Raw genomic sequence first — 25,263 nt, 5'->3', positions numbered from 1 at the left:
CAGGTTCCTCAGGCTTCGGCTTGGGCTTTGATCAGGCGGTCGTAGGCGTCCTGATCCAGCAGCTTGGCGACGGCCGAGGCGTCGGCTGGTTTGAAGCGGAAGAACCAGCCTTCGCCCAGCGGATCTTCGTTGACCAGCTCAGGGCTGTCTTCCAGGGCCGGATTGGTGGCCAGGACTTCACCGTCCAGCGGCATGTAAACGCCGCTGGCGGCTTTTACCGATTCCACGGTGGCGGCTTCGGCGCCTTTGTCGTACGCCTGCAATTCAGGCAGTTGCACGAACACCACGTCGCCCAGGGCGTTCTGCGCGAAAGCGGTGATGCCAACGGTGACAGAACCATCGGCTTCGGCGCGCAGCCATTCGTGATCTTCAGTGAAACGCAACTCGCTCATGGAATCTCCTAGGGGCCAGACTCGTCTGGTGGACGCGGTGGAATACTCGGGCGGCAATGCCCTGATTTTATGAGCGGTTACTTAGCAAGAACGCGGCCAACGTAAAAATATCGTTGTAAATCAATGGCTTGATGGTTTTTCGGGCGAGCGCAAATACGTTGGCTGTAGCGAAATCGCTACAGCGCGGGGCGAAGAAAAAAGCTGAACCGGATCAAAGCCTTGCACAGCGGTGATCGAAGGAGGGTGTAGCGATATCGTTCCGCTGTAGCGCTTTCAGTACAGATGGAGGTCGCTTTTGAACGGATTTCGAATCCGCCACATACCTTGTGGGAGCGAGCCTGCTCGCGAAGAGGCTGTGTCAGTCGCCATCATTGCTTGCTGGACCACCATCGCGAGCAGGCTCGCTCCCACAGGGAATTTGCGGTGGATCAGGGTTTGTTGGGGATGCCGTACTTGCGCAGCCGATGGGCAATTGCGGTGTGCGAGGTCTGCAGGCGGCTGGCCAGTTGGCGAGTCGAGGGGTAGCTGACGTAGAGTTTTTCCAGCAGCGATTTCTCGAAGGCTTCGACCGCTTCTTCCAGGCTGTCAACGTCGGTGTCGGTCTGGCGTGCCACGGAGGTGCCGGCGATGTCGAGGTCGCCGATGTCCACCAGGCTGCTTTCGCAGATCGCGGCGGCGCGGAAGATCACGTTCTGCAATTGCCGCACGTTGCCCGGCCAACGGTTGCCGAGCAGCGCCGGGTAAGTGCCCGGCGCGAGGCGGCAGACCGGGCGCTGGATCTGTGCGCAGGCCTGCTGCATGAAATAGCGCGCCAGCAACAGAATGTCCTGACCGCGTTCACGTAGCGGCGGTACTTCGACGTTGAGCACGTTGAGGCGGTAGAACAGGTCTTCGCGGAACAGGCCTTCGCTGACCATTTTCTCCAGGTCGCGGTGGGTCGCGCTGAGAATCCGCACGTTGACCTTTACCTCACGATCGCCGCCGACCCGACGGAAGCTGCCGTCGTTGAGAAAGCGCAGCAGCTTGGCCTGCAAGTACGGCGACATCTCGCCGATTTCGTCGAGGAACACTGTGCCCTGGTTGGCCAGTTCCATCAGCCCCGGTTTGCCGCCGCGTTGCGCGCCGGTGAAGGCGCCGGGGGCGTAGCCGAACAGTTCGCTTTCGGCGAGGTTCTCCGGCAGGGCCGCGCAGTTCAGTGCGAGGAAGGGCGCGTTGTGCCGGGCGCTGATGGCGTGACAGGCGCGGGCCACCAGTTCCTTGCCGGTGCCGGTTTCACCCTGGATCAACAGCGGCGCATCGAGGGCCGCTACCCGTTGGGCACGGGCCTTGAGGGTGCGGATAGGCGGCGATTCACCGAGCAGCGCATCGAAACCTTCGGCATGGTCGTGATGCAGCGCCGACAGTTGTTCGCCGATGCGGTTGGGTTGATACAGCGTGAGCAGGGCGCCGGCGTCGGTGATCGGCGTGGCGTCGAGCAACAGGGTCTGGCCATTGACGGTGATTTCCCGCAGCGGCAGGCGGAAGCCTTGTTCGAGCAAGGTTTCGAGCAGACCCGGATCGTTGAACAGTTCCGAAACGCTTTCGCCCGCCGGCTCGCGACCGTACAGGGCGATCAGCGCCGGGTTGGCCAGCAGCACCTTGCCGGCGCCGTCCAGCGCCAGTACCGGGTCGGTCATCGCCGCGAGCAACGCGTCGAGCTGCAAGTGCCGACGCTGGCCGGGGAGAATGTCGACCACGGTCACTGCTTCTACACCACGCACGCGAAACAGCGCATCTTTGAGTTCTTCGAGCACTTGCGGGCTCAGGGTCGGGGCGTCGATGTAGACGTTGGGCGGGATCATCTCCACCGCATCCAGATTGAGATTGCGCCCGCCGAGGATAGCCAGGACTTCCTGGGTGATGCCGACGCGGTCGATGAAGCTGACGTGGATACGCATGGGGCGGTTCTGGGTTCTGGAGTGCGGAGGGGGGCAAGTATGCCTTGATGGGGGACTGGGGTGAAATCTTGAGATCGGCGTCGTACTTGAAATCCACCCCTCACCCCAGCCCTCTCCCCAGAGGGGCGAGGGGGAAAGGGAGCAGATTGGGGGCTTTTCAAAACTTGAGTTCGGCTCGCTAATTCAGGTCGGTGTACCTTGAGCGAGCAACTCGGTCAGTCCCCTCTCCCTCCGGGAGAGGGTTAGGGTGAGGGGGCTTTTGGGGTTACTCGAAATGCTCGGGATTGACCGGATCCCCGGACTGCATATTCAGCTGCTTGCGGATGTCCTCAAACATCAGGTCGTAATGCTTGTGCACCGAGCCGATCTGGCTGTGGCTCTTGGGAATGCCGTACTTTTCGGCAATCTGCGTCACATTGCGAGCGAAGTTGTAGGCTTCCTCCTTGGGCAGAAAGAACGGTTCGTTGACCTCTTTGCCCTGCATGCTGCCATGCAGGGTGAACTGTATCCCCTTGCCTTTCTGAGGGTCGGTGAACACTTCATAGTCGAGGTGCACGTTGTAATTGACGTCGTCGTCAGTCAACGCGTGCCGCTCGATATGCAAATGACCGGGTTCGAACTGGGCCATGGGTTTCTCCTTTCAAGGCATGGGAGAAGGGCAGACCTGAGGTCTGCCCCCGGAGTTTCTTTTTATCGGTAGGTGATGCCCGGCGCTGCCGTGCTGACCCGCGTACCGGCGGTGCCCTGGACGATGGCTTCGATGTCCGAGAGCGAACCGATCACCGCGACCTTGCCAGTATGGCGCGCGAATTCACAGGCTGCCTGCACCTTCGGCCCCATGGAGCCGGCGGCGAAGCCCAGGCGTTCGAGTTCGTCCGGGTGGGCCTGGGCGATGGCTTTCTCGGTGGGCTTTTTGAAGTCGACGTACGCCGCGTTGACGTCGGTGGCGATCACCAGCAAGTCCGCCTCCAGCTGTTCGGCCAGCAGTGCCGAGCACAGGTCCTTGTCGATCACCGCTTCAATGCCTTTGAGATTGCGCTTCTCGTCGTACATGGTCGGAATCCCGCCACCGCCGGCGCAGATCACGATGCTGCCCTTGTCCAGCAGCCACTTGATCGGGCGGATTTCGAAGATGCGTTTGGGCCGTGGGCTGGCCACCACGCGGCGGAACTTGTCGCCGTCCGGGGCAATCGCCCAGCCTTTTTCAACGGCAAGTTTTTCTGCTTCGGCTTTCTCGTAGACCGGGCCGATCGGTTTGGTCGGGTTCTTGAAGGCCGGGTCGTTGGCATCGACTTCGACCTGGGTGAGCAGGGTGGCGAACGGGACTTCGAAGTCCAGCAGGTTGCCCAGTTCCTGTTCGATGATGTAGCCGATCATGCCTTCGGTTTCGGCACCGAGCACGTCCAGCGGGTAAGGGGTGACGGAGGTGTAGGCCGCTGCCTGCAACGACAGCAGGCCGACTTGCGGGCCATTGCCGTGGGCGATGACCAGTTGGTTGCCGGGATGGATCTTGGCGATTTGCTCGGTGGCGATGCGGATGTTGGCGCGCTGGTTGTCAGCGGTCATCGGCTCGCCACGGCGGAGCAGGGCGTTACCGCCCAAGGCTACGACGATACGCATGGTGCTTGTCCTTCTTGTACAGAGGAATGGCAAACGACTCGTTTCCATGTTGAAACCAGGATCCCTTGTGGGAGCGGGCTTGCTCGCGAAGGCTTCAGATCAGTAGACATCACTGTTGAATGACACTCCGCTTTCGCGAGCAAGCCCGCTCCCACATGGGGAGGCGGTTCCCTCAGTGGGTTACAGATCAGCCAAAGTCGACACCAGAATCGCCTTGATGGTGTGCATGCGGTTTTCCGCTTGCTCGAAGGCGATGCAGGCTGGCGACTCGAACACGTCGTCGGTCACTTCGATGCCGTTTTTCAGGTGCGGATACTGTTCGGCGATCTGTTTGCCGACCTTGGTATCGCTGTTGTGGAACGCCGGCAGGCAGTGCATGAACTTGGTGCGCGGGTTGCCGGTGGCTTTCATCAGCTCGGCGTTGACCTGGTACGGCAGCAGTTGCTGGATACGCTCGGCCCAGGCTTCCACCGGCTCGCCCATCGATACCCAGACGTCGGTGTGGATGAAGTCCACGCCCTTGACCGCGGCTTTCGGGTCTTCGGTCAGGGTGATGCGCGCGCCGCTTTCCTCTGCGTATTTTTTGCAGCGATCCACCAGGTCGTCGTGGGGCCACAGGGCCTTCGGCGCGCAGATGCGCACGTCCATGCCGAGTTTGGAGCCCACCAGCAGCAGCGAATTGCCCATGTTGTTGCGCGCGTCGCCCAGGTAGGCGTAGCTGATTTCGTGGATCGGCTTGTCGGCGTGCTCACGCATGGTCAGCACGTCGGCGATCATCTGGGTCGGGTGATATTCATCGGTCAGGCCGTTGAACACCGGCACGCCGGCGAACTTGGCCAGCTCTTCGACGATTTCCTGCTTGAAGCCACGGTACTCGATGGCGTCGTACATGCGACCCAGCACGCGGGCGGTGTCCTTCATGCTTTCCTTGTGGCCGATTTGCGAGGAGTTCGGGTCGATGTAGGTGACGTTGGCGCCCTGGTCATAAGCGGCGACTTCGAACGCGCAACGGGTGCGGGTCGAGGTTTTTTCGAAGATCAGGGCGATGTTGTTGCCCTTCAGGTGTTGCTGCTCGGTGCCGGTGTATTTGGCGCGCTTGAGGTCGCGGGACAGGTCGAGCAGGTAGCGCAGCTCACGTGGGGTGTGGTGTTCCAGGCTGAGCAGGTTACGGTTGTGAATGTTGAACGCCATGATGATTCTCCTTGGATTCGGTAATCGGCCCGGCCGCTACGGGATAGGTGCGGCCGGGGAGATGGTCGTTTAGTAATCGATAGGGTCGCGGATGATCGGGCAAGTCATGCAGTGGCCGCCGCCGCGGCCACGACCGAGTTCGCCGGCGCTGATGGTGATGACCTCCACCCCCGCCTTGCGCAGCAGTGTGTTGGTGTAGGTGTTGCGGTCGTAGCCGATGACCACGCCCGGCTCCACGGCCACTACGTTGTTGCCGTCATCCCATTGCTCGCGTTCGGCGGCGAAGCTGTTGCCGCCGGTTTCGACGACGCGCAGTTTCGGCAGGTTGAGGGCTTTGGCCACGACGTCGAGGAAGGTGCCTTCTTCGCGACGGATGTCGATGCCGCCCTGTTTGCTTTCGTCAGGGCGCAGGGTGAAGGCGACGATCTGGTTGACCACTTCCGGGAAGATCGTGACCAGGTCGCGATCGCAGAAGCTGAACACGGTATCCAGGTGCATCGCGGCGCGGGACTTCGGCAGGCCGGCGACGATGACTTTTTCCACGGCCTTGTTCTTGAACAGGTTCAGTGCCAGTTGGCCGATGGCCTGACGGGATGAACGCTCGCCCATACCGATCAGCACCACGCCGTTGCCGATCGGCATCACGTCGCCGCCTTCGAGGGTCGAGCTGCCGTGATCCTTGTCCGGGTCGCCGTACCAGATTTCGAAATCGGCGTTGGTGAATTGCGGATGGAATTTGTAGATGGCGGTGGTCAGCAGGGTTTCCTGACGACGCGCCGGCCAGTACATCGGGTTCAGCGTCACGCCACCGTAAATCCAGCAAGTGGTGTCGCGGGTGAACTGAGTGTTCGGCAGCGGCGGCAGAATGAAGCTGGAGTGGCCGAGGAAGTCGCGGAACATCTGGATGGTCTTGCCACCGAAGCTGTCCGGCAGGTCATCGGCGGACACGCCGCCAATCAGGAATTCGGCGATGTGTCGCGGCTCCAGGCTTTTCAGCCAGGATTTGACTTCGTTGATCAGGCCCAGGCCCACCGAATCGGCAGTGACCTTGCGCTCGAGGATCCAGTCCAGCGCTTCAGGGATGGCGACGATGTCGGTCAGCAGGTTGTGCATTTCCAGCACGTCGATCCCGCGCTCACGCATCTTGGTCACGAAGTCGAAGTGGTCGCGCTTGGCCTGGGCGACCCACAGCACGTCGTCGAACAGCAGTTCATCGCAGTTGTTCGGGGTCAGCCGCTGATGGGCCAGACCTGGGGAGCAAACCATGACTTTGCGCAGTTTGCCGGCTTCGGAATGGACGCCGTACTTAACTTTTTCCGTGGTCATTTCAGTGATCCTCCAGAGAGAAAACGTTGGGCAATTACAGAGTCAGGAAGCCGTCATACAGTCCGTAGGCGGCCACGAGGGCGCCCACGACCACTGCGGCGAAAATCAGCTTCTCGACGTTGGTGAAAACCGGTTGTTTGAGTTCGAGCTTGGCCTTGGCGAACAGGATCGCGCCGGGGGCATAGAGCAGTGCCGACAGCAGCAGGTACTTCACGCCACCGGCGTAGAGCAGCCACACCGCATAGATCAGGGCTATGCCGCCGATGATCAGGTCCTTGCGCCGTTCGGCCGCGAAGCCTTCGTAGCTTTCGCCGCGCACCGCCAGCAGCAGGGCGTAGGCCGCCGACCACAGGTACGGCACCAGAATCATCGATGTGGCGAGGTAGATCAGCGACAGGTAAGTGCTGGCCGAGAACAGGGTGATGATCAGGAACAACTGCACCATCGCGTTGGTCAGCCACAGGGCGTTGACCGGCACGTGGTTGGCGTTCTCCTTGCGCAGGAACTCCGGCATGGTGTGGTCCTTGGCGGCGGCGAACATGATCTCCGCACACAGCAGCACCCACGACAGCAACGCCCCCAGCAGCGAGATAATCAGACCGACGCTGATCAGCACCGCGCCCCAGTGACCGACCACATGCTCCAGCACGGCGGCCATCGACGGGTTCTGCAGTTTGGCCAGTTCCGGCTGGGTCATGATGCCCAGCGACAACACGTTCACCAGCACCAGGAACAGCAGCACGGTGATGAAACCGATCACGGTCGCCTTGCCGACGTCCGAACGTTTTTCCGCCCGGGCCGAGAAGATGCTCGCGCCTTCGATGCCGATGAACACCCACACGGTGACCAGCATCATGTTGCGCACCTGGTTCATCACGCTGCCCAGATCCGGGTTTTTCACGCCCCAGATGTCAGCGGTGAAGATGTCCAGTTTGAAGGCGAAGATCGCGATCAGCACGAACAGCAGCAGCGGCACGACCTTGGCGACGGTGGTCACCAGGTTGATGAACGCCGCCTCCTTGATCCCGCGCAGCACCAGAAAGTGCACGCCCCACAACAGCACAGAGGCGCCGATCACAGCAGCAACGGTGTTGCCTTCCCCAAAAACCGGAAAGAAATACCCGAGGGTGCTGAACAGCAGAACGAAGTAACCGACGTTGCCCAGCCAGGCACTGATCCAGTAACCCCAGGCCGAGGAGAAACCCATGTAATCGCCGAAACCGGCCTTGGCGTAGGCGTAGACACCGCCGTCCAGGTCAGGCTTGCGATTGGCGAGGGTTTGAAAGACGAAAGCGAGGGTGAGCATGCCGACAGCGGTGATGGCCCAGCCAATCAGAACCGCGCCGACGTCGGCACTGGCGGCCATGTTTTGCGGCAAAGAGAATATCCCGCCACCGATCATTGAGCCGACTACCAATGCAACCAGTGCACCTAGTCGTAGTTTTCCGGGAGCTTCAGACATTGCATGACTCCATTGCAGGAGAGAAGAGTTCACAGCGTAGTTCTGTTAGCTATTCAAACAGCTGACTTAGATCAGTGCATGGTCACATTCCATTGTTAATGAATGACTTATGAAACGTCTGATGGCATAAGGCTTCTGCCTGTGAGGCCTGTCCTAGAGGCTTTCGGCATATGTAGTTGGGAACTTTTCCTATTACTTTCGAGTTATCACGCTAGTCCGTTTTCAAGGTTTGGCAAATTTTTCACCTCTGTTTTCAGTACAGAATCGAATTATCAAGATTCGCACACAAAACCGCCTATCCGTGCTAGGCATTAGTGCCATCCGCTATATATAAAAGGCGTTGATTGGCGTTATTCAATAAACGTACTTACGCTCTAACCGTTTGGTTAATACCGGTTACATCACCATGGGCGGCCAATGCCGACCTCGGGAACCTGGAGACGCTGGAATGTCGCAACCGACGCAAAAGCTGCGCCTTGGCGCACTGATCGCCCTGGTGGTGGGTTCGATGATTGGCGGGGGGATTTTTTCCCTGCCGCAGAACATGGCAGCCCGGGCCGATGCCGGCGCCATCCTGATCGGCTGGGGCATCACGGCGATCGGCATGCTCACCCTGGCTTTCGTGTTCCAGACCCTGGCCAATCGCAAACCGGAACTGGACTCCGGCGTGTATGCCTACGCCAAGGCCGGGTTCGGCGACTACATGGGCTTTTCTTCGGCGTGGGGTTACTGGATCAGTGCCTGGCTGGGCAACGTCGGGTATTTCGTGTTGCTGTTCAGCACCCTCGGCTACTTCTTTCCGGTGTTCGGCCAGGGCAACACGCCGATCGCCATCGGTTGCGCCTCGGCGTTGCTGTGGGCCGTGCACTTTCTTGTGATGCGCGGGATCAAGGAGGCGGCGCTGATCAATCAGTTGACCACCGTGGCCAAGATCATTCCTTTGATCATGTTCGTGGTCATTGCCGCCGTAGCGTTCAAGGCCGAGATTTTTACCCGCGACATCTGGGGCCGCAGCAACCCGAATTTCGGCGGCGTGATGGATCAGGTGCGCAACATGATGCTGGTCACCGTGTTCGTGTTCATCGGTATCGAAGGCGCCAGCGTTTACTCGGCGCGGGCGGAGAAACGCACCGATGTGGGCCGGGCCACGGTGATTGGTTTCATCGGTGTGCTGGCGCTGCTGGTGCTGGTCAATGTGTTGTCGCTGGGGATCATGAGCCAGCCGGAACTGGCGACCTTGCAGAACCCGTCACTGGCCGCTGTGCTGGAACACATCGTCGGGCCATGGGGCGCGTTGCTGATCAGCGTGGGCCTGGCCATTTCGTTGCTCGGTGCGTTGCTGTCGTGGGCGCTGTTGTGCGCGGAGATCCTGTTCGCCACCGCCAAGGACAACACGATGCCGGCGTTCCTGAAAAAGGAAAACGCCAACCATGTGCCGGTCAACGCGTTGTGGCTGACCAACGTGATGATCCAGATTTTCCTGCTGATCACGCTGTTTTCCGCCGGCACCTATACCAGTCTGATTTACCTCGCCTCGTCGATGATTCTGGTGCCGTATCTGTGGTCGGCAGCCTATGCGGTGCTGTTGAGCGGGCGGGGAGAAACCTATGAACATGCCTCTGCCGAACGCACCAAGGATCTGCTGATCGGCGGCATCGCGCTGTGTTACGCGGTGTGGCTGTTGTATGCCGGCGGGGTGAAATACCTGCTGTTGTCGGCGCTGTTGTATGCGCCGGGGGTGATCCTGTTCGCCAAGGCCAAGCATGAGCAGGGCGAGCCGTTGTTCACCACGCTCGAGAAGGGGATTTTCACCTGCGTGATCGCCGGGGCCGGGCTTGCGGCGTATGGGTTGTACAGCGGCGTGTTGTCTCTGTGAGATTACGGCTCGACTATCACGGATTTTGCGACTGGCCGGCGATGCTCGGGTTTCTCGCGGCCCGCGCGGTGGCGGGAATGGAGACGGTGGTTGATGGTGTGTATTCGCGCAGCATCGGGTTGAACGGGGTGCAGGGCACGGTTTCGGTCTGGCCCGGCGACGGTGATGCGCTGGAGGTGGAGCTGGATTTCCCGGATCCGTCGGCGGTTCCCGAGATTGTTGTGCGCTTGCGACGGATGTTTGATCTGGATGCGGATCTACCCAGGATGCAGCAGCATCTGGCGGTAGATCCGCTGCTGGCGCGGCTGATCGCCGAGCGGCCGGGCTTACGGGTGCCGGGGGCGTGGGATGGTCTGGAACTGGCGTTTCGCGCGGTGCTGGGGCAGCAGATCACCGTGGTCGCGGCGATTCGGCTGGCGGGGAAACTGGTGGCGCAGTATGGCGAGCCTTTGCGTTCTGCAGTGCCGGGCCTGACTCACGTCTTTCCTCAGGCAAAGGTTTTGGCGAACGCTGATTTGGCGGCGCTGGGCATGCCGAAAAGTCGCGGGCGCACTTTGTCCGGGGTGGCGCAGGCGTCATTGGACGATCCGCTGCTGTTTGCCTCCGGGACGGCGCGGTTGCTGGCGTTGCACGGAATTGGCGACTGGACGGCGCAGTACATTGCCTTGCGCCAGTTGCGGGACATGGACGGGTTTCCGACCGGGGATGTGGGATTGCTGCGGGCGCTGGAGGTACTGGAAGGGAAGCGGATGACGGCGCGGGAGTTGTCTGTTCGGGCAGAGGCCTGGCGGCCATTTCGGGGGTATGCGGCGCAGGTGTTGTGGGCGTCTTTGAGCCGATTCGATTGAGATTGTGGTGTACGGCTTGAGATCGCGGCCCTCACCCCAGCCCTCTCCCGGAGGGAGAGGGAGCCGATTGGGGGATATTTGAGAAGTACATCGACTTGAACGTTCTGCACCGAATCCAAAATCGACTCGATCTCTCAGGTCGATGCATGGCGCCAGACAACTCGGTCGGCTCCCTCTCCCCCCCGGGAGAGGGCTGGGGTGAGGGCAGCGATCTCAAACCATGCACAAATCTCAAAACCACTGCGGACGATGCGACCCCAACTCAGTCGCCGGCAAAGCCCACTGCAACGGCGCTCCAGCAATACGCAGCGGCGCTTGAAGCCGACGTGCCGGCCCCCATGGCGTGTGTTCCATCTGCAAGCTCTGGTCCTTTGCCTCCTCCGGACGCAACGCTTCGTCAGTCCCAGCCCCATGCTCAACCAACAACTTCGCCGTCCGCGCCAGCGACAACCGCGCCGATCCACCTCGACCACTGCGTAACCGTTCAGTCAGCAACCGAATCACACTCGCCGCCATCAGATACCCCGTCGCATGATCCAGCGCCTGTACCGGCAGCGGTGTCGGTTTGTCCGCTTGCTTCCAGCGCTGCCCGGCCTCGGCGATTCCGCTGCTCATCTGCACCAGGCTGTCGAAGCCGCGCCGGTTCTGCCACGGGCCGCTCCCGCCGTAGGCGTTGAGGCAAACGTCGATCAGCCCCGGCGCGAGTTGCCGGCGACGTTCAACGCCGAAGCCGAGATGTTCAAGGGCGTCGGCGCGATAGCCGTGCAATAGAATGTCGGCATCCTTGAGCAAACCTTCAAACACTGCGCGATCTGCCAGCTCATGCAGATCCAGCCGCGCACAACGTTTGCCGAGAGTCACTTCCGGCACCACGCCGGGTTCGTTCCAGGTCGGCGGATCGATGCGCAGCACATTGGCGCCCAGCCCCGCGAGGAAGCGGCTGGCGGTCGGGCCGGCCAGTACGCGGGTCAGATCGAGCACCTTGAGCCCGGCCAATGGCTGTGCCACCGAGCCTTGCCAGGGTCGACGGTTCTCTTCCTTCCCATCACTGAAATGCACCAAGGGTTCGGCATTCACCGCCAACCCTTGCGGGTGTTTCTGCCACTGTTCCCAACTGCGCATTTCGGCGGCGCAGCCCTTGGCCTCGACCACCGCTTGCTCCAGATCGGCACTGGCCCATTGCGCGACTTTTGCTGCCATGGCCGCGCGGTCGGCACAGGCGCCGAGCACGCTTTCAGCGGCGGTGCGGTGATGCGGGGCGTTGGTGTGCAGGCGGATCCAGCCGTCTCGGGTTGCGTAGTCGCCGGCCACCGGATCCCACAGCGGCGGCACTTCCCAGCCGATCGGCCGCAGCGAGGTGGCGAACCAGAAAGAGGCGAGGCGGCGGTCGACTTCAACTTCGGGCAAGTGGCCGGTTTGCTGCTGAAGGAGTTCGGCGACCGCTTGCCCGGCAGCAGCAATGCTTGCGCAGGCCAGGTCGGTGACGGCAAACGCCGAGGGCAGGGCGCCCTCGCCGGTGAACGGAATCGGCATGCGGGACAAGCCGAGCGCGGCTTGAATGGACGTGAGCAGATCGGTCATCGAAGGCCCTCCGGAAGAGGGCCTGATCATAGTGCAAAAGAATATCGAGTTAGATGAAAACCCTAATCTCCCTAGTCAACACAAATCCCTGTGGGAGCTTGCCTGCAAGCGATAGCGGAGTGTCTGCCGATAGATGTATCGACTGATCCACCGCCATCGCTTGCAGGCAAGCTCCCACAAGGGATGACAGTGATGTTCTAGACGCGGAACTGATCCATCAATTTCATCTGCTGGCTGGCCAATGCATTGAGCTGGCTGCTGATCGCCGCCGATTCGGTAGCCTGTTCGGTCAGGGTTTCGGTGACGGTACGGATCGCCGAGACGTTGCGGTTGACCTCTTCGGCCACTGCGCTCTGCTGTTCGGCGGCGCTGGCGATTTGCAGGTTCATGTCGCTGATCACGGTGACCGCGTCGCTGATCTTGCCCAGGGCGTCCACGGCCTGGCGGATCTGCCCGGCGTTGTTGTGGGCCTGGGTCTGGCTCGAGTGCATGGTCGCGACCACGCCACGGGTGCCGGTCTGGATGCGTTCAATGACCACGCGGATTTCTTCCACCGAATCCTGGGTGCGCTTGGCCAGGTTGCGGACCTCATCGGCCACCACCGCAAAACCACGACCGCTTTCACCGGCACGGGCCGCTTCGATCGCGGCGTTCAGCGCCAGCAGGTTGGTCTGCTCGGCAATGCTGCGGATCACCTCCAGCACCGAACCGATCTGCTCGCTGTTGACCGCCAGCTCTTCGACCTCGGTCACCGCTTTGCTGACTTCATCGGCCAGTTGATTGATGTCACGGGTGCTGCGCTCGATGATCGACATGCCGTCCTTGGCCGACTGATCGGCGCCTTTCGCGGCGTTGGCAGCGTTCGAGGCGCTGTTGGCCACGTCGTGAGCGGTGGCGCTCATTTCGTTGGAGGCGGTGGCCACCTGATCGATCTCGCGGAATTGCACCTGCATGCCTTCACTGGTCTGGCGGGCGATTTCCGACGATTGATCGGCGGTGCCGCGAGCCTCGGTGATGCTCTGTTTGATCTGGGCGATGGTCGGTTGCAGCTTGTCGAGGAAGCGGTTGAACCAGTTCACCAGTTCGCCCAGTTCATCCTGCTTGGTGTAGTTCAGGCGCTGGGTCAGGTCGCCTTCGCCGCTGGCGATGTTCTTCAGCATCTCGGCGACGCTGTTGATCGGACGGGTCACACCGGAGGCGGTGAGCCAGATCAGCAGCAGACCGATCAGGCCGGCGATCACTGCAACTGCGAGGGCGGTAATGGTGCCGGTTTGCTGCGCATCGTCGAGCACTGCCTGGAGCTTGACCGAGTCGGCCAGCAGCACTTGTTTCGGCAGGTCGATGACCACACCCCAGGCCTTGGAGTCGGCAATCGGGTTGACCGGATACACGGCGCGGATCAGGTCGCCCCGTTCGAGAATCTTCGGTGTGCCGGCACTCAGCAGTTGCAGCACGTCCTTGCCCTCGACGCCGAGGGTGTCGCCGATGCTTTTGCCGACCTTGCCGGCATCCGCGCTGTAGGCACCGAGCACGCCGCTGCCGGAGACGATCAGCATGTGCCCGGCGCTGTTGAACAGGTCACGCTGAGAGTCCACGGCCGCCGCTTGCAGGGCATCGAGGGCGATGTCGACACCGACCACGCCGATGGCCTTGCCGTCCACCAGCAGGGGCACGGAAATGGTGGTCATGAGCATTTCCTTGCCGCCCACGGTGTCGGCGTAAGGATCAAGCAGGCAGGTGCGTTTGTTGTCGCGAGGGCAGGTGTACCAGCTGTTGTAAGGTGTGCCGCTGACGCTGAGGGTGGTCTTGTTCATGTCGTCTTCGACCATGATCGTGTTCAGCGACGGGCCCGCAGCACGGCTCCAGTAACTGGCGAAGCGTCCCGCCTCGTTGGACTGACGCGCGGCATCGTTGGCGAATTCGCTGTCCTTGCCGTCCAGTCCGTTGGGCTCGAACGCCAGCCAGATGCCAAGCACCTTGCTGTTGCGCTCGAAGGCGGTTTTCAGGCTCAGGTTCAACTCTTCACGCAGGGCGCCGGCGTCCAGCGAACGCTTGGCGGCCATCACTCGCATGTCCTTGATCTGGTCCGCCAGGGCGGTGATCACCAACAGACTTTCGCCGAAGGTTTTCTGCACCCGCACCGCTTGCTCGGCAGCCTTGGCCTGCAGCAGGTCCTGCACGCTGGCGGTGAGCATCTTGCTGCTGGAAGCACTGACCAGTTCGTCGTTCTGGTTGGTCTGGTAAATGTTGATGCCAACGATCAGCGCGACCACACCGAGCAGGCACAGGCCGGAGAGCAGGACGATTTTCAGGCGGATGGACAGGGAGTCGAACATGGGACGTTCTCGCGAATGGATGAGCTGTTGGCTTAGTGGCAGGAAGGTGCCCGGTTCGCCAAATCCATTCAGCGCCATTCAATGCTCATCGGCGCTAGGCGCAGAGGCATGAATTACCAGCCGACGAGTGGTCACGGCTAAACGTTTGCGCGGGTAAATACCCTGAAAACAAGGGAAAAATCAGGAAATCTTCGGCAACGCTTCCGGTCGCGACCAGATCCACAGATTGCCCAGGATCATCCCGGCAATCGCCAGATAAATCGGCCAGCCGTGATCGAGCATCACCAGCATCAGCGTGGCGCACAGCAGCATGCTGACCGTGGCGCTGACCTTGGCCTTGCGGGCGATGATCTTGCCGTTGCGCCAGTTGCTCAGGATCGGCCCGAACAGTCGATGGTTTTCCAGCCAGGCACTCAGGCGCGGCGAACTGCGGGTCGCGGCCCAGGCGGCGAGCAGGATGAACTCGGTGGTCGGCAGGCCGGGCACAACGATGGCGATCAGACCGATGCCGAGGCTGACATAGGCGAGCAGGCCGAACAGCAGGCGGGCGAGTCGGGAGGCGGCGGGTTGGGGCATGGGCTCGAAGTGCGTGAGGCGAAACGGGGATTCTACAGACTTGCTCGGTTCCCATGTGGGAGCGAGCCTGCTCGCGATGGCGGTATATCAGTCGACATCTGAATTGAATGTCAGGCCGCAATCGCTAGCAGGCTAGCTCCCACAATGGGCAGTCGATGTGGCTCAGGCCGGCTCGGCTTCTGTGGCGTAAGCCTGTTCCAGCAGCACGGTGAAGCGGTTGAACGCATCAATCGCGCCTTGCTCCACTTCGGCTTCTTCTTCAGCACTGAATTGCAGCGAATCGATGGTGCGCACGAAGCTCTTCCAGCCTTCGGCGCGACCGCCTTCAGGTTCGCCCAGGTGACGGGCGCCGAAGGTTTCGCTCAGGTCCAGCGCGACAGCGCGTTTGATCAGGAACGCGGCGCCGAGCTTGGAGCCCTCGGAGACGAAGATCCAGCCCAGGGCGCGGGCCTTGCTCGGGTTTTTCACGGCGCCGGCGACTGGCGCAGGCACTTTGGTGTCGAGGTCGGCGAGGTCGGCCCTGGCGGCTTCGGCGCGGCAGCGGGCCGGCAGGTCAGGGACGATGGCGGTCAGTTCGGCATCGTTGTACAGCGCCACCAGCTCCGACTGGAACAGGTACTGCGCGACCACGAAACGGGCGAAATTGGCGCGGGTCTCGAACGGCGCGTGGGCCTTGACCAGCGCATCGAGCTTGCTGTGCGGCTCGTGGGTGATCTGGTTCAGGCGTTGCGAACGCAGGGCTTTTTCCGGGGTGCTCATGAGATGTCCTTGAAAAGAAGAGGCGCTTGATAACGAGACGTACGGGCAAGCGCCGGACAGTAAAAAAAACCTCACGGCGCGGCCATGCACACGCGCCGTAAGGTCATCCGGATCAGATATCCCAGACCAGGTTGATCGCAAAGTTGCGGCCCGGCTGGGTCAGGCGATCGAGGTTGGCCGGTTGTGTCACCGAGGCTTCGCCGACGCTGTCGTAACCGCGCACGTCATCCCACAGCCAGTACTTCTTGTCGGTCAGGTTGTAGATGCCGCCGCTGACGGTGACGTCGTCGGTGACCTTGTAATAACCGGCCAGATCGAGAATGCCGAAGCCCGGGGTCTTGAACTGACTGCTGACGCCATCCGGCGACTTGAAGTTGCTGTCGTCGACGCGGTCCTTTTTCTTGACCACGGTCCAGCTCAGCAGGCCGCCGTAGTTGTCCTGGTCGTAACCGAGGCCGAACACGCCGGTCAGCGGGTTGACGCTGTTGAGCGGCTCGCCGTTGTCGTTGTTGCGTCCGTAGGCGTAGGCAATCGAGCCTTGGGTGTACAGGCCTTGCGGCGCGCCGAAGGAATCGAGATTCAGGCGACCTTTGACTTCGGCACCCTTGATGGTGGCGTGCTTGATGTTGCTCGACTGGAAGGTCAACTCGTCGTAGCCCGGGGTGACAGCGTCTTCGTTGATGAAGTCGCGGTACTTGTTATAGAACACCGCCACGTCGAACGAGCCTTGCTCGAAGTTGCCGCGCAGGCCGGTTTCATAGCTTTTGCTTTTTTCCGGTTCCAGGTCCGGGTTCGGCGCCACGTTGTAGCCGGTGGTGCTGTTCTCGAAGCGGCCGTACAGCGCTTTCGCGGTCGGTGTGCGGAAGCCTTCGGCGTACTGGCCGTACCAGGTGTAGTTGTCGGTCAGGGCGTAGGTCAGGCCGAATTTCGGCGAGACTTTATGCCAGGTCTTGTTCGAATCGCTGACCGTGCCATTGCCGTCGGCGGCCACGGTGTTGAGGAATTCCTGGGTGATGTGCGGCTTGAGCTGGGTGTAGTCGTAGCGCAGGCCTGGCAGGAAGGTCCAGTTGTTCCAGCTGATCTGATCCTGGGCGAACAGGCTGTAGGTGTTGATGGTCGGGTCCGGGAAGTCGCTGGACTTCTTCAGCACATCCGCTGCGCTGGTCGCGCCGATGGCGGTGCAGCCGCGACCGACCGCCAGACACTTGCCGTCGCCGCTGCGCGAGCCAGTGACTTTCTGCTGCTTGATGGTGGTGCCGTAAGTCAGCACATGATCGGTGTCACCGATGGCGAATGCCTTGTCCAGTTGCGCGTCGAAGACCCACTGTTTCTCTTCGTAAATCGTGTCGCGGGTGCGCAGCACTTTGCGGGTGATCGGGTAGTAGAACTCGTCGGTGCTCTGATCGGTCTTGGCGGTCTGGTGGTTGAGGCTCCACTTCACGTTGTCCGCCAGCAGGCTATTCAACTCGAAGCTGTGCTCCAGGCCGAAACGCTCGCGGGTGATGGTGTCGTTGCCGGTGCGCCACTGGTACATGCCGCCGGGCAGCACGCTGTCCGGGATTGTCGGGGCACCGTTGAAGTACGGGCCGCCGTAAGCGCTTTTCTGATCGGTGTCGCGATCATCCTTGTACTTTTCGTAAGTCAGGCCCAGGCGCGACCCTTCGTTGTAGTTCCAGCCGATCTTGGCCAGCACGTTGCTGGCTTTCACGTCTTCCGGGTTGGCGGCGGTGCGCTCCAGGCCTGTGCCGTTGTTGCTGCCGTAGGAATCGGTTTCATGACCGTCGCGCTGGCTGTAGTGCAGCAAGCCGTCGAACTGGTCGGCGCGACCGGCGACGGTGGCGGATTTCAGCCAGCTCTCGTCGGCGGAGCTGTAGCCGGTTTTCAGGCGGGCACCGACATCTTTGCCGGGCTTGATGATGTCGTCCGGGTCGAGGGTGTAGTAGCTCACGGCGCCGCCGATGGCGTTGCTGCCGTACAGCACTGAGGCCGGGCCACGGAGGATTTCGACGCGTTTGACGATTTCCGGGTCAACGTAGTTGCGCTGGGTCTTGGCGTAGGGGCCGTTGAAGAAACCGTCCGGCACTTCGACGCCGTCGACCTGAGTCAGAATCCGGTCGCCGTCGATGCCGCGAATGTTGTAGCCACTGATCCCGCCGCGCTGGCCGGCGCCGCCGACGGAGACGCCCGGCTCGTAGCGCACCAGATCCTTGATGGTGTTGACGTTGTTGCGGTCCAGATCCTCGCGGGTCTGCACGCTGACGGTGGCCGGCACGCTGTTGACCGACTGTTCCTGACGGGTGGCGCTGATGGTCACCTGATCAAGATTGAGTGCGCCGCCGCTGGCGCGTTTTTCCAGCACGACGTTGTTGTTGCTCAGTTTGCGGAAGCTCAGGTTGGTCCCCACCAACAGGCGCTCCAGGGCTTTTTCCGGTGGCAGCGAACCGCGCACGCCCGGCGACGACACGTCCTGACCCAGTTGCGCCGGCAAACCGACCTGCCAGCCCGTGACGGCGGTGAACGCATTGAGCGCCGACACCAGCGGCTGCTGGCCGATGGCGAACGAGTAGTCGCCCATGTTGCGCGCCGGCTGTTCGGTGGCGGCCATCAGCGGCGCGGTGCCGGCCATCAGGATGGCGGCGGTCAGCAGCGACAGCATGCGGGAAGGGGAAGAAGTCTGGCGGGTAAGGCGTGAGGACATCGATAGCGCTCCGTGTCGCACGAATCTTTATAGGTACTGATTGATCTCGCGAGATGCGAATCAATTGCATTGGCTATAACGAGACGAACGAGCTTCGGCTATCGAGTAAAAATAATTCTCATTTAGTTCAGGATCACCAGCGCCGGGAATTCCCGAAGCCTGGCCGAGGTGATATGAGCGAGCGAACGCACCACATCCAGCGGCTGGTCGAGACGGTAGTTGCCAGTGACGGCGACGTCGGCCAACTGCTCGTTGGTGTTGATGATGAAGCCCGGATAGTAACGGCGCAGTTCGGCCAGCACCTGGTTCAGCGGGCAGTTTTCGAAGATCAGCCGACCCTGCACCCACGCCAGATCGGTGGCGGCGTCGACCTTGGCCGGGTGGTCGAAACCGTTGGGACCGATGCGGATGCTTTCCCCGGCGGACAACCGAACCCGTGCGTCGTCGCGGGTCGCCCGCAAATCGACATCGCCGCGCTGCACCCGCACCTGCGCCACGCCGTCCAGATAACGCACGGCAAACGCGGTGTCGCGTACGCTGGCTTTCACGGGCCCGGCGTCGATTTCCAGTGGCTGGCTGCGGCTGGCCGGGATCTCGAAAAACGCTTCGCCCTGATACAGCCGCGCGACTCGCTGCTGATCGTTGATCGTGCTGGAGAAGGCGGAATTGGTGTTGAGCAGGACTTTCGAGCCGTCCTCGAGCTGCAGGCGCTGACGTTCGCCGACCACGGTCAGGTGATCGGCCTGCAATCGCATCGGCAGGTTGCTGAAACTGAACAGCCCGAGCAGCAGAACGGCGGCGGTGGCCAGCGGCTTCCAGTGCGGGCGCAAACGAGTTAGGACGGTGACTTTCTTCGGTTTGGCCGCGAGGTTCTGTGCGCACTGGGCGATCTGCGGGCCGTCCCAGATTGCCTGGGCCTTGGCGAACGCCTCGGCATTCAACGGGTCGGCCGCCAGCCAGGCATGGAATTGCCGGGTCTGCTCCTCGTCCGGACTGCCGAGCACGATGAGCCAGTCCAGAGCCTGGTCCATTGCGCTTGCAGCGTCCTGCGCCGATGAAGGCGAAGGGGAGCGGTGGATGTCCGTCACGGTGTTTCCTCGGCAGTGTCTGTGCACGGCTGTTTTTTTAGTGAAGCGTAAAAGTCGGGCAAGGGTAACAAAGCCCGATGATCAGTGCAGTCGATCCTGAGGTTTACAGAAAAGCCCTACGGCATCAGTCGTTGTTCAAGCGTTCGGCGACACCGATGCAGATGGTCATGATCAGTTTGAGTTCTTTCTGCACCGTGCTGAGAGAGACGCTCAGTTCTTCGGCGATTTCCTGATAGCTGTGCCCGTGCAGGCGGCTGAGGATGAAGATTTGCTGTTGGCGGGGGCTGAGTTCACCGAGGCTCACGTTCAGGCGCTCCAGCAATTGTTCGGCGTGAGCGGCGTCTTCGGCACTGCTGGCGGGGGCGGCGACGCTGTGCACCACGTCTTGCGGCACGTCGTCGACCATGGTGCGCGAATGAATCTTGCGCGCACGCAAATGGTCCAGCGCCAGGTTGCGCGCGGTCTGGAAGACAAAGGGTTCAAGGTGATCGATGGCACGTTCGCTCAGCGCCCGGGTGACGCGCAGGTAGGTTTCCTGCAACAGGTCTTCGGCGGTGCTGTGGTTGTTGACCATCCGTTCCAGAGTCCGCAGCAGCGACGTGCGTTGGGCGAGGAACACGTGATTGAAGTGTGATTGACTCACGGGAAGACCTGATCCATTTCGAGCGAATGATAATGCTTATCATCCGCCCGAGTGGTCAAGTGTTGATTTCAGATTGAAATCAAACCTGTGGGGGCAGGCGTTTATTCCGCGTTGCACAGCGCCAGGCAGTTATCGAGCATCCGGTTGGAGAAGCCCCACTCGTTGTCATACCAGGCCAGCACTTTCAGCAGTTTGCCGGTGGATTTGGTGTGGTTGGCGTCGAAGATCGACGACAAGGGGTTGTGGTTGAAATCGCTCGAAACCAGCGGCAGGGTGTTGTAGCCGAGGATCTTCGAATGCTGGCTCGCGGCTTTCATCAGTGCATTGACTTCATCGGCCGAGGCTTCGCGCTTCAACTGCACGGTCAGGTCAACCAGCGACACATTGATCACCGGCACGCGCACGGCCATGCCGGTCAGTTTGCCGGCCAGTTCCGGCAGCACCAGGCCCACGGCTTCGGCGGCACCGGTCTTGCTCGGAATCATGTTCTGGGTGGCGGAACGGGCGCGGTACGGGTCGGTGTGATAGACGTCGGTCAGGTTCTGGTCGTTGGTGTAGGCGTGAATCGTGGTCATCAGGCCGCTTTCGATGCCCAGTTCGCGGTGCAGCACCTGGGCCACCGGGGCCAGGCAGTTGGTGGTGCACGAGGCGTTGGAAATGATCTGATGCGACTGGCGCAGAATGTCGTGGTTCACGCCATAAACGACGGTGGCATCGGCACCTTTGGCCGGGGCCGAGATAATCACTTTGCGTGCGCCGGCGGTAATATGCGCAGCGGCTTTGGCGCGGTCGGTGAACAGACCGGTGCATTCGAACACCACATCAATCTTTTCCGCGGCCCAGGGCAGGTCGGCCGGGTTGCGGATGGCGCTGACTGAAATGCGGTCGCCGTTGACGGTCAGACTCTCGTTGTCATGAGCCACTTCGGCGTCGAATGTGCCATGAACGGTGTCGTACTTGAGCAGATGCGCATTGATCGCGCTGTCGCCCAGATCGTTGATGGCGACGATCTGCAAATCCTGACGATAGCCTTGGGTATACAGTGCGCGCAGGACATTACGGCCGATGCGGCCAAAACCATTGATTGCGATTCGAAGAGTCATTGAACAGCGCCGCCGTCGTTTTGTTGTTGGAATTACAAGATTATTCGCATAAAAATAGAAAACAAGCCTTTTTAGTGGCAATATTTTGTTTTATCTACAACGAGTGACCTGAATCAACTGGTCCGAATGATCAAGAAAACCGTTCGTCATCCCACGCGAACGGGCTTTTGATCAGCATAGACAATCAGGTCGCCACATCCGTTAGCCTGGAGTTCTACACATGCATCCCCGCGTTCTTGAGGTCACCGAACGGCTTATCGCCCGCAGCCGCGCCACGCGTCAGGCTTACCTTGCACTGATTCGCGGCGCCGCCACCGACGGGCCGATGCGCGGCAAGCTGCAATGCGCCAACTTCGCCCACGGCGTGGCCGGGTGTGGCAGCGAAGACAAGCACAGCCTGCGGATGATGAACTCGGCGAACATCGCGATTGTTTCGTCATATAACGACATGCTCTCGGCGCACCAGCCGTACGAAGTCTTCCCGGAACAGATCAAGAACGCCCTGCGCGAGATCGGCTCGGTCGGCCAGTTCGCTGGCGGCACGCCTGCCATGTGCGACGGCGTGACCCAGGGTGAGCCGGGGATGGAGCTGAGCCTGCCGAGCCGCGAAGTGATCGCGATGTCGACGGCGGTGGCGCTGTCCCACAACATGTTCGACGGCGCGCTGATGCTCGGCATCTGCGACAAGATCGTGCCGGGCCTGATGATGGGCGCCCTGCGTTTCGGTCACCTGCCGACGATTTTCGTACCGGGCGGGCCGATGGTCTCGGGGATTTCCAACAAGGAAAAAGCCGACGTGCGGCAGAAGTACGCCGAAGGCAAGGCGACCCGCGAAGAGCTGCTGGAATCGGAGATGAAGTCGTACCACAGCCCGGGCACCTGCACTTTCTACGGCACCGCCAACACCAACCAGTTGCTGATGGAAGTGATGGGCCTGCACTTGCCGGGCGCGTCCTTCGTCAACCCGAACACCCCGCTGCGTGAGGCCCTGACTCGCGAAGCCGCGCACCAGGTCACCCGCCTGACCAAACAGAACGGTAACTTCCTGCCGATCGGCGAAATCGTCGACGAGAAGGCGCTGGTCAACTCGATCGTCGCGCTGCACGCCACCGGCGGTTCGACCAACCACACCCTGCACATGCCGGCCATCGCCATGGCGGCAGGCATTCAACTGACCTGGCAGGACATGGCCGACCTCTCCGAAGTCGTGCCGACCCTGAGCCACGTCTATCCGAACGGCAAGGCTGACATCAACCACTTCCAGGCGGCGGGCGGCATGTCGTTCCTGATCCGCGAACTGCTCGAAGCCGGTCTGCTGCACGAAGACGTCAACACCGTGCTCGGCCACGGCCTGAGCCAGTACACCAAAGAGCCGTTCCTCGATAACGGCAAGCTGGTGTGGCGCGAAGGCCCGACCGACAGCCTCGACGAAAACATCCTGCGCCCGGTGGCCCGTGCGTTCTCGGCAGAGGGCGGCTTGCGGGTGATGGAAGGCAACCTCGGTCGCGGCGTGATGAAGGTGTCTGCCGTGGCGCTGGAAAACCAGATCGTCGAAGCACCGGCCATGGTGTTCCAGGACCAGCAGGATCTGGCAGACGCTTTCAAGGCCGGTCTACTGGAGAAGGATTTTGTCGCGGTGATGCGCTTCCAGGGTCCGCGTTCCAACGGCATGCCTGAGCTGCACAAGATGACGCCGTTCCTCGGCGTGCTGCAGGATCGAGGCTTCAAGGTGGCGCTGGTGACGGATGGGCGCATGTCCGGCGCATCCGGGAAAATTCCGGCGGCCATTCATGTCAGCCCCGAAGCTTATGTCGGCGGCGCTTTGGCGCGCGTGCAAGAGGGCGATATCATCCGCGTCGATGGCGTCAAAGGCACTTTGGAACTCAAGGTGGACGCCGCCGAATTCGCAGCGCGCGAACCCGCCAAAGGCCTGTTGGGCAACAACATCGGCAGCGGTCGCGAACTGTTTGGCTTCATGCGTTTGGCCTTCAGCTCGGCGGAGCAGGGCGCCAGCGCCTTCACTTCTGCCCTGGAGACGCTTAATTGAAACTGGCTTTGGTCGGTGACATCGGAGGCACCAACGCGCGGTTTGCGTTGTGGAAAGATCAGCAGCTCGAATCGGTTCAGGTGCTGGCCACGGCCGACCATGCCAGCCCGGAAGAGGCGATCGGCCTATACCTGAGCGGGCTCGGTCTGGCGCCGGGCGCTATCGGCTCGGTGTGCCTGTCGGTGGCGGGGCCGGTGAGCGGCGATGAATTCAAATTCACCAACAACCACTGGCGCCTGAGCCGCAAGGCGTTCTGCCAGACCTTGCAGGTCGAGCAGCTGTTGCTGATCAACGACTTCTCGGCGATGGCGCTGGGCATGACCCGTTTGCAGCCCGGCGAATTCCGCGTGGTCTGCGAAGGCACGCCTGAGCCGTTGCGCCCGGCAGTGGTGATCGGCCCGGGCACCGGCCTGGGCGTCGGCACCTTGCTCGATCTCGGCGAAGGGCGGTTTGCCGCGTTGCCGGGAGAGGGCGGTCACGTCGATCTGCCGCTGAGCAGTCCGCGTGAAACCCAGCTCTGGCAGCACATCCACAACGAGATCGGCCACGTCAGCGCGGAAACCGCGTTGAGCGGCGGTGGCTTGCCGCGGGTCTACCGGGCGATCTGCGCGGTGGATGGTCATGAACCGAAGCTCGACACACCAGAGGCAATCACTGCGGCAGGTCTTGCAGGCGACCCGATTGCCCTGGAAGTGCTGGAGCAGTTCTGCTGCTGGCTCGGTCGCGTGGCCGGCAATAACGTGCTGACCACCGGCGGCCGTGGTGGGGTGTACATCGTGGGTGGCGTGATTCCGCGCTTTGCCGATTTCTTCCTCGAAAGCGGTTTCGCCCGCAGCTTCGCCGACAAGGGCTGCATGAGCGATTACTTCAAGGGAATTCCGGTGTGGCTGGTGACAGCGCCGTACTCGGGGCTCGTCGGTGCAGGAGTGGCGCTCGAACAATCCGGTAAATGATCATTCCCACGCCGAGCGTGGGAACAATCAACACATCAGGCATAATCCGCCCAATTCCAACAACAAGGATGCCTTCGAAGTGAGCTCAGTCAACAAGTCGATTTTGTTGGTCGATGACGACCAGGAGATACGCGAGTTGCTGGAAACCTACCTGACCCGCGCGGGTTTTCAGGTACGGGCCACGGCGGATGGCGCCGGTTTCCGTCAGGCGCTGAACGACGCGCCGAGCGATCTGGTGATCCTCGATGTGATGCTGCCCGATGAAGACGGCTTCAGCCTGTGCCGCTGGGTGCGCCAGCATCCGCGTCAGGCCCAGGTGCCGATCATCATGCTCACCGCCAGTTCCGACGAAGCCGACCGGGTCATCGGCCTGGAGCTCGGCGCCGACGATTACCTCGGCAAGCCTTTCAGCCCCCGCGAACTGCAAGCCCGAATCAAGGCCCTGCTGCGTCGCGCCCAATTCGGCCAGGAACGTGGCGGCAGTGAAGTGCTGGCGTTCGATGAATGGCGGCTGGACATGGTCAGCCATCGGCTGTTTCACGCCGACGGCGAGGAGGTGATTCTGTCCGGCGCCGACTTCGCCCTGTTGAAACTGTTTCTTGATCATCCCCAGGAAATCCTCGACCGCGACACCATCGGCAACGCCACCCGTGGCCGCGACCTGATGCCCCTCGACCGCATCGTCGACATGGCCGTCAGCCGTCTGCGCCAGCGTCTGCGCGACACCGAAAAACCGCCGCGCCTGATCCGTACCGTGCGCGGCAGCGGCTACCAACTGGCAGCCAATGTGGTTGCCGGCAATGGTCATTGAGTTCCTGCGCACCACC

Annotated in this window: 20 protein-coding genes and 1 pseudogene; 5 read left to right on the top strand and 16 right to left on the bottom strand. The window is 61.5% G+C overall.

The genetic code is table 11. The annotated features are described in order from the left end of the window. Positions 1-8: 8 nt before the first annotated feature. From gcvH to arcD (L6D74_RS25520), 7 genes are all read right to left on the bottom strand, one after another. On the bottom strand, positions 9-392 hold the full coding sequence (gene gcvH, locus L6D74_RS25550) for a glycine cleavage system protein GcvH (protein ID WP_074688335.1): 384 nt from the start codon (positions 390-392) through the stop codon (positions 9-11). 428 nt (positions 393-820) lie between these two features. After that, positions 821-2,329, bottom strand: a complete 1,509-nt coding sequence (locus L6D74_RS25545; protein ID WP_085647310.1) for a sigma-54-dependent transcriptional regulator — start codon at positions 2,327-2,329, stop codon at positions 821-823. Between the two features lie 265 nt (positions 2,330-2,594). After that, positions 2,595-2,957, bottom strand: a complete 363-nt coding sequence (locus tag L6D74_RS25540; RefSeq protein ID WP_039766036.1) for a DUF5064 family protein — start codon at positions 2,955-2,957, stop codon at positions 2,595-2,597. 62 nt (positions 2,958-3,019) lie between these two features. Then, positions 3,020-3,949: a carbamate kinase gene (arcC, locus tag L6D74_RS25535; protein WP_236190947.1), complete on the bottom strand. Its 930-nt coding sequence runs from the start codon at positions 3,947-3,949 to the stop codon at positions 3,020-3,022. A 180-nt stretch (positions 3,950-4,129) separates the two neighbouring features. Beyond that, positions 4,130-5,140: an ornithine carbamoyltransferase gene (locus tag L6D74_RS25530; RefSeq protein WP_039766039.1), complete on the bottom strand. Its 1,011-nt coding sequence runs from the start codon at positions 5,138-5,140 to the stop codon at positions 4,130-4,132. A 69-nt stretch (positions 5,141-5,209) separates the two neighbouring features. Beyond that, positions 5,210-6,466 (bottom strand): arginine deiminase, encoded by a 1,257-nt coding sequence (gene arcA, locus L6D74_RS25525; RefSeq protein ID WP_064598972.1) that lies wholly within the window; start codon positions 6,464-6,466, stop codon positions 5,210-5,212. 34 nt (positions 6,467-6,500) lie between these two features. Beyond that, positions 6,501-7,928, bottom strand: coding sequence for an arginine-ornithine antiporter (arcD, locus tag L6D74_RS25520; RefSeq protein ID WP_039766045.1), 1,428 nt, complete (start codon positions 7,926-7,928; stop codon positions 6,501-6,503). Positions 7,929-8,376: 448 nt separating this feature from the next. Here arcD (L6D74_RS25520) and arcD (L6D74_RS25515) point away from each other — a divergent pair, with 448 nt between their 5' ends. Together arcD (L6D74_RS25515) and L6D74_RS25510 are read left to right on the top strand one after the other, a co-directional pair. Then, positions 8,377-9,804: an arginine-ornithine antiporter gene (gene arcD / locus L6D74_RS25515; protein WP_236190946.1), complete on the top strand. Its 1,428-nt coding sequence runs from the start codon at positions 8,377-8,379 to the stop codon at positions 9,802-9,804. Continuing rightward, positions 9,801-10,652, top strand: a complete 852-nt coding sequence (locus tag L6D74_RS25510) for a DNA-3-methyladenine glycosylase family protein (protein WP_236190944.1) — start codon at positions 9,801-9,803, stop codon at positions 10,650-10,652. Before arcD (L6D74_RS25515) ends, L6D74_RS25510 begins: the two co-directional genes overlap by 4 nt. 231 nt (positions 10,653-10,883) lie before the next feature. On the opposite strand, the gene L6D74_RS25505 is transcribed toward L6D74_RS25510, so the two are convergent. The 9 genes and pseudogenes from L6D74_RS25505 to gap all read right to left on the bottom strand — a co-directional run bounded on the left by L6D74_RS25505 (position 10,884) and on the right by gap (position 21,436). Beyond that, positions 10,884-12,233, bottom strand: coding sequence for a CoA transferase (locus L6D74_RS25505; RefSeq protein WP_236190942.1), 1,350 nt, complete (start codon positions 12,231-12,233; stop codon positions 10,884-10,886). Between the two features lie 197 nt (positions 12,234-12,430). Further along, entirely contained in the window at positions 12,431-13,186 is a 756-nt protein-coding gene (locus L6D74_RS30215; protein WP_371320921.1) for a methyl-accepting chemotaxis protein, read from the bottom strand. Positions 13,187-13,288: 102 nt separating this feature from the next. Beyond that, positions 13,289-14,296 (bottom strand): annotated as a pseudogene (locus tag L6D74_RS30210) (methyl-accepting chemotaxis protein); the annotation flags it as partial. Positions 14,297-14,749: 453 nt separating this feature from the next. Next, positions 14,750-15,145, bottom strand: a complete 396-nt coding sequence (locus L6D74_RS25495) for a YbaN family protein (protein ID WP_236190939.1) — start codon at positions 15,143-15,145, stop codon at positions 14,750-14,752. Positions 15,146-15,307: 162 nt separating this feature from the next. After that, positions 15,308-15,904, bottom strand: a complete 597-nt coding sequence (locus L6D74_RS25490; RefSeq protein WP_236190938.1) for a biliverdin-producing heme oxygenase — start codon at positions 15,902-15,904, stop codon at positions 15,308-15,310. Between the two features lie 112 nt (positions 15,905-16,016). Beyond that, the gene (locus L6D74_RS25485; RefSeq protein WP_236190935.1) at positions 16,017-18,602 is read right to left on the bottom strand and encodes a TonB-dependent receptor; all 2,586 of its coding nucleotides are present in this window, start codon (positions 18,600-18,602) and stop codon (positions 16,017-16,019) included. Between the two features lie 122 nt (positions 18,603-18,724). Continuing rightward, positions 18,725-19,690: a FecR family protein gene (locus L6D74_RS25480; RefSeq protein ID WP_236190933.1), complete on the bottom strand. Its 966-nt coding sequence runs from the start codon at positions 19,688-19,690 to the stop codon at positions 18,725-18,727. A gap of 124 nt (positions 19,691-19,814) precedes the next feature. Further along, the gene (locus tag L6D74_RS25475; protein ID WP_064598955.1) at positions 19,815-20,333 is read right to left on the bottom strand and encodes an RNA polymerase sigma factor; all 519 of its coding nucleotides are present in this window, start codon (positions 20,331-20,333) and stop codon (positions 19,815-19,817) included. A gap of 101 nt (positions 20,334-20,434) precedes the next feature. Beyond that, positions 20,435-21,436 (bottom strand): type I glyceraldehyde-3-phosphate dehydrogenase, encoded by a 1,002-nt coding sequence (gene gap, locus L6D74_RS25470; protein ID WP_064598953.1) that lies wholly within the window; start codon positions 21,434-21,436, stop codon positions 20,435-20,437. 220 nt (positions 21,437-21,656) lie between these two features. Here gap and edd point away from each other — a divergent pair, with 220 nt between their 5' ends. The 3 genes from edd (at position 21,657) to L6D74_RS25455 (ending at position 25,247) form a co-directional block, all read left to right on the top strand. Further along, positions 21,657-23,483 carry a phosphogluconate dehydratase gene (gene edd / locus L6D74_RS25465; RefSeq protein ID WP_085610793.1) on the top strand — a complete coding sequence of 609 codons (1,827 nt, stop codon included), beginning with the start codon at positions 21,657-21,659 and terminating at the stop codon, positions 23,481-23,483. Continuing rightward, positions 23,480-24,436: a glucokinase gene (locus L6D74_RS25460; RefSeq protein WP_236190931.1), complete on the top strand. Its 957-nt coding sequence runs from the start codon at positions 23,480-23,482 to the stop codon at positions 24,434-24,436. The genes edd and L6D74_RS25460 overlap by 4 nt, the downstream gene beginning before the upstream one ends. A gap of 79 nt (positions 24,437-24,515) precedes the next feature. Continuing rightward, the gene (locus L6D74_RS25455; protein WP_064598947.1) at positions 24,516-25,247 is read left to right on the top strand and encodes a response regulator; all 732 of its coding nucleotides are present in this window, start codon (positions 24,516-24,518) and stop codon (positions 25,245-25,247) included. Positions 25,248-25,263: the final 16 nt, after the last annotated feature.

Origin of the sequence: Pseudomonas pharyngis (assembly GCF_021602345.1) — a bacterium.
In the GTDB taxonomy this organism is placed as follows: domain Bacteria; phylum Pseudomonadota; class Gammaproteobacteria; order Pseudomonadales; family Pseudomonadaceae; genus Aquipseudomonas; species Aquipseudomonas pharyngis.
Note: the sequence above shows the minus strand (reverse complement) of the source record. Positions and strands in the feature narration are given on the sequence as shown.

What these genes read in the sequence shown, in the direction of transcription:
- L6D74_RS25540 (WP_039766036.1), bottom strand. Translation starts at nt 2,957, where the DNA reads ATGGCCCAGTTCGAACCCGGTCATTTGCATATCGAGCGGCACGCGTTG.
- gap (WP_064598953.1), bottom strand. Translation starts at nt 21,436, where the DNA reads ATGACTCTTCGAATCGCAATCAATGGTTTTGGCCGCATCGGCCGTAAT.
- L6D74_RS25505 (WP_236190942.1), bottom strand. Translation starts at nt 12,233, where the DNA reads ATGACCGATCTGCTCACGTCCATTCAAGCCGCGCTCGGCTTGTCCCGC.
- arcD (WP_039766045.1), bottom strand. Translation starts at nt 7,928, where the DNA reads ATGTCTGAAGCTCCCGGAAAACTACGACTAGGTGCACTGGTTGCATTG.
- arcD (WP_236190946.1), top strand. Translation starts at nt 8,377, where the DNA reads ATGTCGCAACCGACGCAAAAGCTGCGCCTTGGCGCACTGATCGCCCTG.
- arcA (WP_064598972.1), bottom strand. Translation starts at nt 6,466, where the DNA reads ATGACCACGGAAAAAGTTAAGTACGGCGTCCATTCCGAAGCCGGCAAA.
- L6D74_RS25545 (WP_085647310.1), bottom strand. Translation starts at nt 2,329, where the DNA reads ATGCGTATCCACGTCAGCTTCATCGACCGCGTCGGCATCACCCAGGAA.
- L6D74_RS25490 (WP_236190938.1), bottom strand. Translation starts at nt 15,904, where the DNA reads ATGAGCACCCCGGAAAAAGCCCTGCGTTCGCAACGCCTGAACCAGATC.
- L6D74_RS25530 (WP_039766039.1), bottom strand. Translation starts at nt 5,140, where the DNA reads ATGGCGTTCAACATTCACAACCGTAACCTGCTCAGCCTGGAACACCAC.
- arcC (WP_236190947.1), bottom strand. Translation starts at nt 3,949, where the DNA reads ATGCGTATCGTCGTAGCCTTGGGCGGTAACGCCCTGCTCCGCCGTGGC.
- L6D74_RS25495 (WP_236190939.1), bottom strand. Translation starts at nt 15,145, where the DNA reads ATGCCCCAACCCGCCGCCTCCCGACTCGCCCGCCTGCTGTTCGGCCTG.
- L6D74_RS30215 (WP_371320921.1), bottom strand. Translation starts at nt 13,186, where the DNA reads ATGCAGGTGCAATTCCGCGAGATCGATCAGGTGGCCACCGCCTCCAAC.
- L6D74_RS25485 (WP_236190935.1), bottom strand. Translation starts at nt 18,602, where the DNA reads ATGTCCTCACGCCTTACCCGCCAGACTTCTTCCCCTTCCCGCATGCTG.
- edd (WP_085610793.1), top strand. Translation starts at nt 21,657, where the DNA reads ATGCATCCCCGCGTTCTTGAGGTCACCGAACGGCTTATCGCCCGCAGC.
- gcvH (WP_074688335.1), bottom strand. Translation starts at nt 392, where the DNA reads ATGAGCGAGTTGCGTTTCACTGAAGATCACGAATGGCTGCGCGCCGAA.